This is a genomic window from Mesorhizobium sp. M7A.F.Ca.CA.002.15.2.1 (assembly GCF_003998715.1).
GTDB lineage: Bacteria > Pseudomonadota > Alphaproteobacteria > Rhizobiales > Rhizobiaceae > Mesorhizobium > Mesorhizobium ciceri.
Genome location: NZ_RZPI01000058.1, coordinates 1 through 14,341, shown reverse-complemented (window position 1 = coordinate 14,341; position 14,341 = coordinate 1). Strand labels below are relative to the sequence as shown.

At 59.8% G+C, this 14,341-nt stretch carries 12 protein-coding genes; 5 read left to right on the top strand and 7 right to left on the bottom strand.

The genetic code is table 11. The features are described 5' to 3' along the window. Positions 1-71: 71 nt before the first annotated feature. The 7 genes from ENZ74_RS34980 to ENZ74_RS06000 all read right to left on the bottom strand — a co-directional run bounded on the left by ENZ74_RS34980 (position 72) and on the right by ENZ74_RS06000 (position 7,750). Complete coding sequence (locus tag ENZ74_RS34980) at positions 72-242, bottom strand: hypothetical protein (RefSeq protein ID WP_206521361.1); 171 nt, start codon at positions 240-242, stop codon at positions 72-74. Positions 243-792: 550 nt separating this feature from the next. Next, positions 793-1,281: a hypothetical protein gene (locus tag ENZ74_RS06025; RefSeq protein WP_127224120.1), complete on the bottom strand. Its 489-nt coding sequence runs from the start codon at positions 1,279-1,281 to the stop codon at positions 793-795. Further along, positions 1,278-1,799, bottom strand: coding sequence for a hypothetical protein (locus tag ENZ74_RS06020; RefSeq protein WP_127224119.1), 522 nt, complete (start codon positions 1,797-1,799; stop codon positions 1,278-1,280). The genes ENZ74_RS06025 and ENZ74_RS06020 overlap by 4 nt, the downstream gene beginning before the upstream one ends. 62 nt (positions 1,800-1,861) lie before the next feature. After that, complete coding sequence (locus tag ENZ74_RS06015) at positions 1,862-2,371, bottom strand: sel1 repeat family protein (protein ID WP_063168157.1); 510 nt, start codon at positions 2,369-2,371, stop codon at positions 1,862-1,864. A gap of 109 nt (positions 2,372-2,480) precedes the next feature. After that, positions 2,481-5,111: an RHS repeat-associated core domain-containing protein gene (locus ENZ74_RS06010; RefSeq protein ID WP_063168156.1), complete on the bottom strand. Its 2,631-nt coding sequence runs from the start codon at positions 5,109-5,111 to the stop codon at positions 2,481-2,483. 99 nt (positions 5,112-5,210) lie between these two features. Continuing rightward, positions 5,211-6,551: a hybrid sensor histidine kinase/response regulator gene (locus ENZ74_RS06005; protein ID WP_013531263.1), complete on the bottom strand. Its 1,341-nt coding sequence runs from the start codon at positions 6,549-6,551 to the stop codon at positions 5,211-5,213. A 14-nt stretch (positions 6,552-6,565) separates the two neighbouring features. Beyond that, the gene (locus tag ENZ74_RS06000; protein ID WP_050580471.1) at positions 6,566-7,750 is read right to left on the bottom strand and encodes an FIST signal transduction protein; all 1,185 of its coding nucleotides are present in this window, start codon (positions 7,748-7,750) and stop codon (positions 6,566-6,568) included. 263 nt (positions 7,751-8,013) lie between these two features. Between ENZ74_RS06000 and ENZ74_RS05995 the strand changes: the two genes are divergently transcribed. From ENZ74_RS05995 to ENZ74_RS05975, 5 genes are all read left to right on the top strand, one after another. Beyond that, positions 8,014-8,511, top strand: coding sequence for a (2Fe-2S)-binding protein (locus tag ENZ74_RS05995; protein ID WP_013531265.1), 498 nt, complete (start codon positions 8,014-8,016; stop codon positions 8,509-8,511). 113 nt (positions 8,512-8,624) lie between these two features. Continuing rightward, on the top strand, positions 8,625-10,973 hold the full coding sequence (locus ENZ74_RS05990) for a xanthine dehydrogenase family protein molybdopterin-binding subunit (protein WP_027160446.1): 2,349 nt from the start codon (positions 8,625-8,627) through the stop codon (positions 10,971-10,973). A 113-nt stretch (positions 10,974-11,086) separates the two neighbouring features. After that, on the top strand, positions 11,087-11,884 hold the full coding sequence (locus ENZ74_RS05985) for a xanthine dehydrogenase family protein subunit M (RefSeq protein ID WP_063168155.1): 798 nt from the start codon (positions 11,087-11,089) through the stop codon (positions 11,882-11,884). Positions 11,885-12,289: 405 nt separating this feature from the next. Further along, positions 12,290-13,312: an acyltransferase gene (locus tag ENZ74_RS05980; RefSeq protein WP_013531268.1), complete on the top strand. Its 1,023-nt coding sequence runs from the start codon at positions 12,290-12,292 to the stop codon at positions 13,310-13,312. Positions 13,313-13,559: 247 nt separating this feature from the next. Further along, the coding region (locus tag ENZ74_RS05975; RefSeq protein WP_127312694.1) for an MFS transporter at positions 13,560-14,341 on the top strand (782 nt) is incomplete at its 3' end.

Genomic DNA, 14,341 nt, shown 5'->3' with positions numbered 1-14,341 from the left:
GCGCCGACCCTCCCCATCGAGGGGAGGGTAACCCATCATGCGCCGCGCTCAAGAATTACGGTCACAGTGCACTATTTCGCTTCGGCCGCCTGCCCCGCTTCCGCGGTTCCGGTTTGCCCGAAAATCCTACCCAGAAATGCCTCGTTGCCCACCGGCCAGCCGATGCTCTCGGCCTTGCGCAGTGCGTCGAAAGCCGCGGCATCCATCTCGATCAAATCGAACCGCCCGACCGACGACGGCAACTGTGTTTCATCGGCCCCAATTCCGTGACGCCATCGGGCTTATCAGTCGGATGCGCCCGAGCGTTTGACCAGGACCAATCCGCCGCCTGCTTCACCAGTCCCGCGCGCACCGGATTCAACCCGACATAACGCACAGCCGACAAGAGGTGTCCTCGTCCATCGCGATGGCGCCGAAGCGACCCTGCCAGAAATGCCCGGTTTTGTTTTATCGCGCATTGATGGTCCCGGCATACGCGCGGTGCACCTTCGCGAGCGCGCACCGCAGGCCATCCGCGCCGGCAGGCATCAGGATCAGGTGCACATGGTTCGGCATCAGGCACCACGCCCAGAGGCCGACATCGGCGGAGCGGCAATGCTCGATCAGGAGGTTTTTGTAGAGCGCATAGTTTTACGGCGTTAAAAACGCTTTGGCGCGCCCGTTGCCTCGCTGGGTGACATGGTGCGGCAGACCGGGGACTACAATACGGGCAAGCCGAGCCATTCTGCTAGTCTACAGTAAATGAAGGTCGATCCAGTATACAAAAATACACTGTCACCGTGATCTTCTTCGTTACTGATCGATTATTTCTAAAGAAAATAGGACAGGATTCTCAAAATTCACAAAATAAAACCGAGATCCATTTAGAAAATCTATTACTATTGACGTGTCTGGACCAATTCCTTCGCCAAGTTTTGTTGAAAATGGAATTTTTCTACGCCTAACTTCGTTTAAAGTATCGTCGAATGTTCTCATTTCAATTTTTGGTAACGTAACAGCGTAACGATCTGACTGTGACTTACTCTTTAGGCGGAAAAAAGTCTTTCTTACCATCAAATCGATTTTTATCATTGACACAAACGGCATATCAAATCTCGATCTTACATATAATTCAATTGGTCCAAATCCCATGTAACCATTGAAAATTTCGTCGGGACCAAAGCCCCAATAGTCTGGAGGCCCCACGAGCTCCGCAATCTCATTCAAATTTTCCCCAACCCGCACTGCCCCTATTCCTCCCGCTTCGGCAACAGAAAATATGTCGAACGTCACATCAGTCATGGCTTCTTTCCTGCTGGTTTTTTGTCTTGTCCGCCGTCGCCGCCAGTCTTTTTCTCTGCTTTTTCAATTTTCTTTTCAGCACTCTTTTTCACACTTTCAATTCTTTCACGCCATTTTTTTCCTAAGGCGTCATTCCGCGGATTGTCTAAAAGAAAACCCGCTTGTTTCGCCACGTCCTTGAGGCCCGGAACGGTCCCTAGGTATTGCTTTGCCTCTTGGGCAGCCTTTTCAAAATCCTTAGCGCCAGGCTTGGATTTACCTTCTGGGGAAAGATCAAAATCGGCGTTGATGTCTTCCCCGATGCCTATCGCGATTTCTTGCTTCTTCCCAGTTTTTGGATCGGTGTGTGTCCAATGAACGCCCTTTGATCCATCGTAACTGGAGTAGCGGTTCTCTACAGGAGAACTTGTGTGAGGCCTAACAATGTCTTGGCAGATGGCTGCGCAAGCAGGATTAACAATAGCGGAAAACGAGCCATGAGAGACCGTTCCCTGTACAAATATAGGAATTAAGCACAATGGCTGGCTCTACACATTGATCGCCCCGTGCCAATATAGCCTAGATAACTATTAGCCTTGCATCACTCCAAAATCCTCTCGTCCGCCTGATCTTTAGCTTTTACTATTACGCTTTCAATCAAAAGTGGTAGCACCACAGGCAGCAAAAAAAATCTCCAAGGCTTGCCGTAGCCCGACGAAATAAATGAAATACCGGCAATAATATTTCCTTTTTCCCATCCTTTCTTCAAAAGAAGCCTTCCCCGTTTCACATCGCCGTTTCTCATTAAATATCTTCCACATATAAGGTAAATTGCGCCAAGCTCCCACTCCGCTTTTTCTGCAAAAATATCGAGAGTCTTGGGCGATTCTTCCCTGGAAAATGTTTTTATGAGAACGAAGGTCGCTTCTTCGCCCTTTTTCTCTTCAGCGCGACGGAGCCAGAGCTCCGCTAACATTAGGTCTTTTTCTACCATCACCCCGTTAGCATAGCCAATACCAACGGCTAACTGCGCATCTGGATCTCCTTGCTCGGCCAATGGGATGAAGTACTCAATCCATCTCTGTCGCTCTTCAGCAGTGACTTGGTCCATGTGACGTTTCCCGTCTATGCATCCATCCGACGACTGGTGCGCCTAGTCCTCGGCACATGGGCTCTTTTCGAGAGCCGGTCCATTCTAAAGTCAATCACTCACTCTATCATCATAACCTGAAATCTCGATCTGTAAGCCCGCGCGGGTCCCTCATAAAGTCATGCACAATCCCCATTGGGATCCCGATAACAGGAGTTCCAAGAGGAGCACCCGGCGGCTTCGATGGCTTTGTCGGCGGACCTGGCGGCAGATCATCTGGTGGTGATGCACTTGGCGGATCAGTTGGGGTTGGAGCCTTCTTTACAGACTCCATCTGCCTCACTGGAGGTTTGGGATCGTTAACCGACGGCGCTTTGTTTGGATCCGTAAAGCTAGTCATAACATCCATGGCAAAGCCGACGAGGTTTCGAACAAAATCGAATTTACTGGCGGCTATTTGCTTACACCCATCGCACTTTTTCTTGTCAACAGAAAGGCCCAACTCCTTTACCGCCGGCCCCGCTGATTGGGAGATGGCGTGGCTGCCAGACGCTTCAGCGGTGCCAACCGAGCCGCCACCTTCTCTGGCAGCATTGGCCAATCCGGCCGCGCTGTCGTCGGCTGACCGCGCCGAATGTCCATTGTTGTCTGCTTTATTCACCGGATCGTTCTGGGCATATACATAGCGGTTGGTCCCCACGCCCTGCTTTGTCGGATCCCAATCATCTGGCGAGATGAACCTTCCCAGCACGGGATCCATGTACCGCGCATTGAGATACAGCAGCCCGGTCTCGGGATCGAAGCGTTCGCCGATGTAGCTCTTCTGGGTCTGGAAGCCTGTGTTGAGGCGCTCGCCATAGGTGGCGTAGTTGGTCTGCTCGACGATGGCGCTGGTGCTGTCGGTGACCATGCGCACCGAGGCCAGGTGATCACGATGCAGGAAGGCCTTTGTCGTGCCCGTCACTTTGATGTCGGGATGCGGATACCTGGTGTAGATCTCCGCGCCCGGGGTCGCCGGGTCGATCTCGACATTGGCATCGGGATAGAGTGTGGTGGCGAAGCTCGAGGATTTTTTCGCGCGCGCTCCGTCGGGTCCATAAGCGAGATTGACAGTGTTGGAGGCCAGCGTGACCGTCTTCAGCCGGTTGGCCTCGTCCCAGACCAGTGTGCGGCTGCCATCGGAGGTGAGGTTGCCATTGGCATCATAGGCCATAGCATTGGCGCCGACCGAGGTTGGCGCATGCGGACGAGCAGCACTTGCCGCGGGATAGATATAGGTGCCGGCGACACGGGTACGCGAGGTCAGATTGTCGTTGGCGGCATAGACAAAGCTTTCGCTGAGCGCGGTGTTGCCCAGATTGCTGCTTGCCGTCAGCCGGTCGGCATTGTCATAGCCATAGGTCCAGCTGTCCGAAGCCGTCAGCCCCGTGGTGCCGGTGATGCGGCCAAGGCTGTCACGCGCGTACTGATCGTCGAGCAGGATGGTGGCGCCTCGTGCCGTGGTGACACGCGTCAGCCAGCGCCGCGTCGGCGAATAGGTGAACGAGGTCTTCACACCGTTCGAATAGGTGATCTCCTTGGTCTGGCCATCGGCCTCGTAAATGGTCGAGGTGATGAAGCCGGGGGCGGAGGCGAGCTTGTTGCCGGCGGTGTATTGCAGGCGGTTCGCGTTCGAACCGAAGTCGAGCTGAACAGGAAAGTACTGGACATATACGTTCTGGCCGGAGCCGTCGTGGACGTTGAACGTATAGTTGGTGATCCCCGCGATCGTGGCATCCTGGCGAGCAACCTTGCCGAGGCCGTCATAATTGTAGAGCTGGACGGCAGCCGCGTTTTCCGAGCGGGTCAGCTGGCCGATGTTGTAGTAACCCGACGCCGCCTGGTCGTAGGTGTTCTGGGTCAGCGTCACCGGGCTGCCGCCTGCTGCCGTTGCCGTCTTCAGCGTCAGCCGGTCCATCTGGTCGTAGGCGAGCGTTGTGACCGTGCCTCGGGCGTCGGTCTGGCTGATAAGGCGGTTGGCGGCGTCATAGACATAGGTCCAGGTGCCGAGATCGGGATCTGACGCCGACAGCCGGTTGCCGAGCAGATCGTAGCTGTAGCTCCAGCTCGAACCGCCGGGATCGGTGACGCCGATCAGCCGGCCGAGCAGGTCGTAGCTGCGGCCCTCCGGCAGATTGAGGCCACCGACGTCGCGGACAATGGCGGCGATATCGCCGTGTGTCGTCCATGCTGTCTTAGTCGGATGGCCAAGCTCGTCCGTCATCGTCACCGCATTCAGCCGTGGGTTGACGCCGGTTCCCGTGGCCAGTTCGTTCAAGTAAGTGCGCTGGCTTGAATCCGGATTGACCGTCTTCACCAGCCGGTCGGCCCAGTCGTAGCTGTTGGTGGTCCACTGTGCCGTCTCACCGACGAACCTCGGGAAGGCGGTACGCAGCACATTGCCGCGAAGATCGTAGTCGGTCTCGGCAATGCGTCTTGCACTGGCCGCCGTCTCTCCGGGGGTTTCCACGCGATAGACCCGGCCAAGCCCGTCATAGAAGGAGCGGGTAAAATCCTCGCCGGCGCCCCCACTCGCGCCATTGGGCAGCGGGGTGTACTTGACCAGCGCCTGTGTCGCCGGATTGCCCTCGTTCTCGAAGCGCGTCTTGGTATAGGCGCCGGTGACGCTCTGAGAGACCTGATAGGGCCGGCAGAAGGCGTCATAAGTAAAGGTTTTGACGAGACCATTCGGGTCTGTCTTCGTTGCCGGCAGGCCGCACACGGCATTGTAGGTGGCGGTCGAAACAAAGCGCGCGTCGGCGACCTGTCCGCGGGAGGACGCGCTCCTTTCAAGACGATCGGAATAGCGCGTGAGAAGTGATCAGGCCAGCAAATGCGCCAGCAGCGCCCTTAGTTGGGCCGGCTTCAGCGGCTTGCGCATCAGTTCGATGCCGCCGGAGCGGGCGGCCTTGGCGACGGCTTCCGAACTGTCGGCGGTGACGATCAGCGCCGGCACGGCGCGGCCGAGATAGTCGCGGACTTCGGCGATGGTCGTGGTGCCGAGATCGCCGCCGTCGAGATGCTGGTCGGCAATGACGATGTCGGGCACCCAGTCGGTGTCGCCAAGCATGTCGAGCGCATCGTCGGTCGAGGTCGCGGCCCGCACCAGGCATTGCCAGCGTTCGAGCAGGAAGGTCATGGCTTGCAGCACTTCGATATCGTTCTCGACCAGCAGCACCTTGGTGCCGAACAGGCCATAGCCGCGCGGCCGTTCCATGTCGGCAACGCTGGCGATGGCATCGGCTGGCGCACCGATGCCGACGGGTACATCGATGTGGAAGATCGTGCCGCGTCCGACCTTCGACGAGAATGTCACGGGATGACCGAGCGCGCTGGCCATGCGGCGCACGATGGCGAGCCCGAGCCCGAGACCGCCACCGTCCAGTTCGGCATTGGCCGGCGAGGTGCCGCGGTGGAACTCCTCGAACACCGCCTCGCGCTGGTCGTCGGGAATGCCGCAGCCCGTGTCGGCGACGTCGATGCGGATGGTGTCGCCGCGATGCCTGGTGCCGACAAGCACGCCGCCCGAGCGTGTATAGCCCAGCGCGTTGGAGAGAATGTTCTGCAGGATACGGCGCAGCAGCGTGCGGTCGGAGCGGACCACGGCATGGACCGGCCGGAATTTCAGCGACAGGCCTTTCATCTCCGCCACCGGCAGGAAATCCGAGCGGAGCGACGAGAACAGCGCCTCCAGGCTGACGTCGCTTATGTCGGGCTGCACCACGCCGGCATCGAGCTTGGAGATGTCGAGCAGGGTTCGCAGCAGGTCCTCCATCGTCTCCAGCGAGCGCTCGACCTGCCGCACCAGTTTCTTGCCCTCGTCGCTGGTCTGAACTTCGGCGAGCGCCGAAACCGAAAGGTGGGCGGCATTCAGCGGCTGCAGCACGTCGTGACTGGCAGCGGCGAGGAAACGGGTTTTTGACAGGTTCGCCAGTTCGGCGTTTTCCTTGGCGGCACTGAGGTCAATGTTCGACTGCTCCAGCCGCCGCAAGGTCGAGTGAAGTTCCTCGGTACGTGTACGCACCCGGTTTTCCAGCGAGATCGTGGTCTGGAACAGCGAAAAGGCGTTGCCTTGCTGGTCCATCGAGCGCTCGACGCGGCTGACCAGTGCCGCGTTGATCTTCTTCAGCTTTTCAAGATCGTTTATGTCCCTCAGCGGCATCTTGTTGCGCCGTCCTATTCCGCCGCCTGGCGCTCGCCGAAGGCGATGCCGGTGAAAGTCTGGTTCAGATGCATCGACCGGTACTGTTCGCCATAGGTGCCGAAACCGATGACATTGTTGACCCGGTAGAGTTCCGAGATTTCGCGAAACACCTGCCGATTGCGTGCGTCCAGCCGGCGCAGCACGCAGTCGAAGCCGAGGATCATGTCGATACCGCCAAGCCTCTCCTCGACGTCGCGCAGGGCGGCGCGCGTCGATTCGACCATGTCCTTGGGCTGAGCGATCGACAGCACGACGCCATCGTCTATGGCGCAGAAGAACGACAGCGAGCCGTCGGCATGCATCTTCTGGATCGACCGGCAATAATATTGTCCGCCCACCTTCACCACCACGGGATGCGAGGCGAAGCTCAGTGGCGTCAGCATCTGCGCGACGATACCGACGGACGCGGCATATTCCTGCGCCGCATTGGTGGCGTTGAACTCGCGCACGATGCGGTGATCTGGATCGGAAGCCGTCACCACCAGTTTCTCATCGGTGGGAACGAAATTGTCGGTCTTGAAGACATGGAAGGGAATTTCGGTCGATATCAGCACGATGATGGCGCTGTCGGAGGTGACCTTGCCGTTCGAGATCAGGCGCGTCGTCTCGAATTTCAGATCGTCGCCGGCGGAGCCGCCAAGCAGCGGAATGTCATCGAGACCCCAGTGGATGGCTGAACTCACCGCTTCTTCGGCATAGGAGAGCCCGTCGATGAAGCAGAGCGCGAAAGTGCCTTTGGTCCGATCGCAACCGAGGCGCGCGCGCAGCGATCGCCGCAGGGTCTCGACCTCGCCGGTGATCCTGTCCATACCCGACGAGGACAGATTTTCGACCATCACGCTGACGGCGGTAAACGCGGGGGACGGAAGCAGCATGGCCAGCACATGACCATCCTCGAGACCTTGCGGCGTGATCTCGCCGGCAGTCGAGCAGCCGGCGTGGTGGAGCGCCGGCGCGTGGGTCATGAGCGCCTGGGAAAGGGCGCTGGCTTCGACCAGGCTCTGGGAAAAGAACAGCAGGGCAAAGCCCGCGTCGATGGCGGCTGCTTCCAGTGCGATCGCCTTGGCGAACGCCTCCATGTCGGGCTCGTCCGTGGTGAGCGCCGACAGGCCGCATGCATAGCGCGTCTGTGAATTGGCCAGCGATGTTCTCCGCATTTCCTCCGACGCTTTTTTGTGCGCGGCTGTTTTAAATGCTTCTGGCGCGCGGGCGTCGACCGACATTGTTGCCTTCAATCGGCGGTTTGGCAATGGGGCCACCGGCACCGCATGTTTGGGGGCGGCCATGACCGAAAGTACAATGTGCCGCGTTTGCGACGTGCTGTTTTTTGTCCGATGTGCGGTGTACCAATAACGCATGGCCGATGCGCCAACGCCGCGTTGGCAACGTGATGACCAAGGTTGATACCCAGGGAGGGACCATGTCGGACGTTTCGTTGATGGTGAACGGAAAGCGGGTCAGCGGTGCTGCCGAGGACCGAACACTTCTGGTTCACTTCCTGCGGGAAAATCTCGGCCTTACCGGCACGCATGTCGGTTGCGACACCTCGCAATGCGGTGCCTGCGTCGTCCACGTCGACGGCAAGGCGGTCAAATCCTGTACGATGCTCGCGGTGCAGGCCTCCGGCTCGACCGTGTTGACGATCGAGGGCCTGGCAAATGGCGCCGACCTGCATCCGGTGCAGGCCGCCTTCAAGGAACATCACGGGCTGCAGTGCGGCTTCTGCACGCCGGGCATGATCATGACGGCGACCGACATGATCGGCCGCCACCCCGAAGGGCTCGACGAGGCGACGGTGCGTGCCGAGCTCGACGGCAACATCTGCCGCTGCACCGGCTACCACAACATCGTCAAGGCGATCCTCGCCGCATCGACGACGATGAAGGGGTCGAAGGGTAAGGCGAAACAAGCGGCTTGAACGAGGCAGTAGGGCAATAAGGCAGTAGGGCAGTAGGGAATCGGAGCCAATTTTTCCCTACTGCCGTACTGCCCTACTCACCTACTCCCCTACAATCTCGGGAGGAATTTCTGATGGGCATTGAAGGTGTTGGCGCTCGGGTCGCGCGCAAGGAAGACAAACGATTCATCACGGGCGCCGGCCGCTATGTCGACGACATGGTGGTTCCCGGCATGAAGCACGCCGCCTTCGTGCGCAGTCCGCACGCGCATGCGCAGATCAAGAAGATCGATGTGAAGAAGGCCCAAGGCATGCCCGGCGTCATCGGCGTGCTGACCGGCAAGGAACTCAAGGCCGATGGCATCGGCAATCTCATCTGCGGCTGGATGATCCACTCCAAGGACGGCTCGCCGATGAAGATGGGGGCATGGTCGCCACTCGCCTTCGACCGGGTCCGTTATGTCGGTGACGCCGTCGTCATTGTCGTCGCCGAGACCAAGGGGCAAGCGCGTGACGCCGCCGAGGCGGTCGAGATCACCTACAAGGAGTTGAAGGCCGTCGTCGACGCCTCCAAGGCGATGGACAAGGGTGCGCCGCAGATCCACCCCGAAGCGGACAACAATCTGATCTTCGACTGGGACATCGGCAATGCCGACGACACGGATGCGGCCTTCGGGAAGGCAGCCCATGTCGTCAAGATGGACATCATCAACAATCGGCTGGTGCCTAACGCCATGGAGCCGCGCGCCGCACTTGGCCATTACGACAAGGCCGAGGATCACTACACCTGCTGGACGACCTCGCAGAACCCGCATGTGGCGCGGCTGGTGATGAGCGCCTTCTACAATGTCGCGCCGGAAAACAAGCTGCGCGTGATCGCGCCCGATGTCGGCGGCGGTTTCGGCTCGAAGATCTACATCTATCCCGAAGAGATCGTCTGCCTGTGGGCGTCGAAGAAGACCGGGGTGCCGGTCAAATGGGTGGCTGACCGGACCGAGAGTTTTCTGACCGACGCGCATGGCCGCGACCATCACACCCATGCTGAAATGGCCTTCGACAAGGACCACAGGATCCTCGGCCTGAAGGTCGAAACCCAGGCCAATCTTGGCGCCTATATGTCGCTGTTTTCGTCGGCGACGCCTACCTACCTCTATGCGACGCTGCTGTCGGGCCAGTACAATATCCCGGCCATCCACGCCAATGTGAAGGCGATCTATACCAACACCGCGCCCGTCGATGCGTATCGCGGGGCAGGGCGGCCGGAAGCGACCTTCGTCATGGAGCGCATGATGGAGACGGCGGCCCGCCAGTTCGGCGTCTCGCCGGCCGAGCTGCGGCGCAAGAACTTCGTCACAGCGTTTCCGCATCAGACGCCGGTCATCATGTGCTATGACGCCGGCGACTATGCCGCTTCGCTCGATGCGGCAATGAAGGCGTCGGATTATGCCGGCTTTGCCAAGCGCAAGGCCGCCGCCGCCAAGAAGGGGCTGCTGCGCGGCATTGGCATGAGCTGCTACATCGAAGCCTGCGGCATCGCCCCGTCTGCTGCCGTCGGCTCGCTCGGCGCCGGTGTCGGCCTTTGGGAATCGGCGGAAGTGCGCGTCAACGCGGTCGGCACGATCGAGGTGCTGACTGGCTCGCACAGCCACGGCCAGGGCCATGAGACGACCTTCGCGCAACTGGTCAACGAGCGCTTCGGCGTGCCGCTCGATTCGGTCTCGATCGTGCATGGCGACACCGACAAGGTGCAGATGGGCATGGGCACCTATGGCTCGCGCTCGGGTGCAGTCGGCATGTCGGCCATCGTCAAGGCCCTCGACAAGGTCGAGGCCAAGGCCAAGAAGATCGCGGCACACCTGCTCGAAGCCGACGAAGGCGATATCGTCATCGAGAATGGCGCGCTGAAGGTCGCCGGCACCGACAAGAACGTGCCGTGGTTCCAGATGGCGCTGGCCGCCTACACTGCCCACAACCTGCCGGGCGGCATGGAGCCCGGGCTGAAGGAGACGGCGTTCTACGATCCGTCGAATTTCACCTTCCCGGCGGGCTGCTATATCTGCGAGGTCGAGGTCGACCCGGAAACCGGCGTCACCGAGATCGTCCAGTTCGTCGCTGCCGACGATTTCGGCAACATCATCAACCCGATGATCGTCGAAGGCCAGGTGCATGGCGGGCTGGCGCAAGGCATCGGCCAGGCGCTGCTCGAAGGCGCCCATTATGACAATAGCGGCCAGCTTTTGACCGCGAGCTACATGGACTACACCATGCCGCGCGCCGGCGATCTACCGTCGTTCAAGGTCTCGACCTCGAACACGCCATGCCCGGGCAATCCGTTGGGGATCAAGGGCTGCGGCGAGGCCGGCGCCATCGGCTCGCCGCCGGCGGTGATCAACGCCCTCACCGACGCCATCGGCAGCAACGATCTTGCCATGCCGGCTTCGCCGTCCACCGTCTGGGCCGCGATCCGCGCAACGAAACACTGAAAGCGAATAGCGAATAGGGAGTAGCGAATAGGGAAGAGAAGGCGGTGCGACTGGATAGTTCCTATTCGCTATTCGCTACTCCCTATTCGCCCATTCACCCAAGGGAGAATTCCATGTACGCAGTCAACTATCACCGCGCCGCCTCGGTCGCCGATGCTGCCAAGCTGGTCAAGACAGGCGACGCCAAGCTGCTTTCGGGCGGTATGACGCTGATCCCGGCGATGAAGACGCGGCTTGCCGCGCCGTCAGACCTTGTCGACCTGTCGCGGATCACGGAGCTGCAGGGCGTCAAGGTCTCGGGCAAGACCGTCACCATCGGCGCCGCGACCACGCATCACGCCGTTGCCAATGACGAGAAGCTGAAGAAGGCCTGTCCGGCGCTTGCCCATCTGGCGTCACTGATCGGCGATCCGGCGGTGCGCCATAAGGGGACGATCGGCGGCTCGATCGCCAACAACGACCCGGCGGCCGATTATCCGGCGGCGCTCCTGGCGCTGGGCGCCACCATTATCACCAACAAGCGCGAGATCGCTGCCGACAAGTTCTTCAAGGGTCTGTTCGAGACCTCGTTGAAGGAAGGCGAGATCGTCACCGCCGTCACCTTCACCGCGCCGGCCAAGGCGGCCTATGAAAAGTTCCGCAATCCGGCATCGCGCTACGCCATCGTCGGCGTGTTCGTTGCCAAGGGCAAGGATGGCGTCAGCGTCGCCGTCACTGGAGCCGGCGATGACGGCGTCTTCCGCTCGAAGGAGATCGAGGCAGCATTGGCCAAGAATTTCGCGGCCTCGGCACTGGAAGGTGTGAAAGTGCCGGCGAAGAATCTGATGACCGACATCCATGCCTCGGCCGATTATCGCGCCAATCTGATCGCGGTGATGGCCAAGCGCGCGGTTGCGGCAGCCAACGCCTGAGAAACTGTTTGGAAACTCTACTCCGGCGGCCATCTGATGGCGTTTTCTGTGCTTCCGGTGCTCACGTACCAAAAGTACGCTCCGCTCCGGTTCTCGAAACCACCACCTATGACTCGCCAGGGCGAGTTTCGAAACAGTTTCTAATACGATCAGTCGCAGACAAGGAAAGGGGCCTCCGTGGCCCCTTTTCTCGTGCGGCGGCCTGCATCCGTTCAGTTGCTGATGGAATCGCTGCCGCACTGCTTGAAGCAAATCCCCGCCGAGCCGGAGGCCGGACCTGATCCGGCAGCAATCTCGCACTTGCACAAATCCATATTGCACTGCAATATGAACTAGGGCGGGAATGCGAGCTGGGTTCGAATTGTACCATCGTACCCTTCGCATGCCTATTGCGAGAGGATCGGCATGACCGACATTTCCGCGACGCATGTCGTTCCGTCCCGATCCGCCGCCGACAGATCAACCAGAACAAGACTGGCCTATCTCGACGGCTGGCGCGGGCTTTCGATCGCGCTGGTTCTGATCGGCCATTTCTTTCCGGTTCCGGGAATCAATCTTGGCGTGCTGGGCGTCGAATTCTTCTTCGTGCTCAGCGGCCGGCTGATGGGCGAGATCCTGTTCATCGAACGCTACCCGCTGAAAAAATTCTTCAAACGCCGCTTCTCCCGCATCTATCCGGCTCTTCTGGTCTTCGTAGTCGTCGCGATGATCGCGCTCTCCGGCACGTTCCTCGCCTTCAAATGGAAGGCCGCGCTGACGGCGCTGACATTCACCTACAATTATGCCGGCATTCTCGTGGCTCGGGCAGGGGCGCTCGACCATATCTGGTCGCTCTGCATCGAGGAGCACGCCTACATCATCCTGGCGCTGATCAGCGTCATCGTCTCAAGTCGCTCTCGCGTGGTCGTGCTGCTCCTGGCGCTGGCCTTGCTGGCCATGGCCAATGGCGCGGTTTCGTACTGGGTCTTGGGGATGGACTACGAAACCACTTATTGGCGCACGGATGTGCACATCGCGTCGATCCTCCTGTCGGCTTCGATCTGCCTGCTCAAGGCCGACGGCAGGCTGCCGGCGTTTTTGAGAGGCAAGCATGTGGCCCTGGTGGCAACGGTCTGTGCCGTTGTCCTGTTCCTGGATCGGGTGCCGACGCCGATGCACTATCTCTTCGCGGTGCCGCTGCTGGCTCTGGCCGTCAACGCACTCGATTTCAGCCCACGGTATTTTTCCGGATTGCTGTCGTCCTGGCCGATGGCGACGCTGGGGCTGTGGTCGTACTCGCTCTATTTATGGCAGCAGCCGTTCTACAAATTCGTCTATGAGCAAGGCAGCGCGCCGATACCGATGCTGGCCGCAGTCTTCGCTTGCGCGGCCTGCAGCTACTACCTCATAGAGCGCCCGGCGCGCGAATGGCTCAACCGCAACTGGTGAATGCCGTCGTGCCCGGCCAGATGATCGTGAGTGCAGGTGGAGGGATCGCGCTTCATAAGCAGACAGTCAATCAATTGTTTCTAATCTAACTTTCGGGAAAGCAATGACCTGCTTTGCGATATGGGCCAGTCTCATTAGACATTGGTCGTATGGCAGGCATTCCTTATTGCCTCGCCGGCTTACCCGCCTAGTTTGTTCGCAGGACACATCTGAGAAGATGGTTCGAAGACGCATCTGGGAGGATGGAATGGATACGACTGGGGAAAGGGCGGGCGGCTGGCTCGACCGCTCACGCACCGTCGCCGAGCCTGGCTTCAGCAGGTGGATGGTGCCGCCGGCGGCGCTCTGCATCCACCTTTGCATCGGCCAGGCCTATGCGTTCAGCGTTTTCAACTTGCCGATGTCTAAGCTGATCGGCATCACCGACTCGGCGCCCGACGACTGGAAATTGACCGGCCTCGGCTGGATTTTCTCGATCGCGATCCTGTTCCTGGGCATTGCGGCGGCGTTCGGCGGCGGCTGGCTGGATCGCGTCGGTCCGCGCAAAGCCATGGTCGCTTCTGCCTGTTGTTTCGGCGGCGGCTTCATTGTCTCGGCGCTCGGCGTCTATCTGCACCAATTGTGGATCATCTATCTCGGCTACGGCGTGCTGGGCGGCATCGGTCTCGGCCTCGGCTATATCTCGCCGGTCAAGACGCTGATCACCTGGTTTCCGGACCGGCCGGGCATGGCAACCGGCATGGCGATCATGGGCTTCGGCGGCGGCGCCTTCATCGCCTCGCCGCTGTCGGTTTATCTGATGAAGCTGTTTTCGACGCCTGAGCACATCGGCGTCGCCGAAACCTTCCTGGTGCTGGGCATCGTCTATTTCGTCTTCATGCTGATCGGCGCCGTTATCGTCAGGGTGCCGCCGGAGGGCTGGAGGCCTGCCGGATGGACGCCGCCGGCGGCACAGAATGCGATGGTGACGACGTCCAATGTCCATCTCGACGATGCGTTGAAGACGCCGCAGTTCTGGCTGCTGTGGGG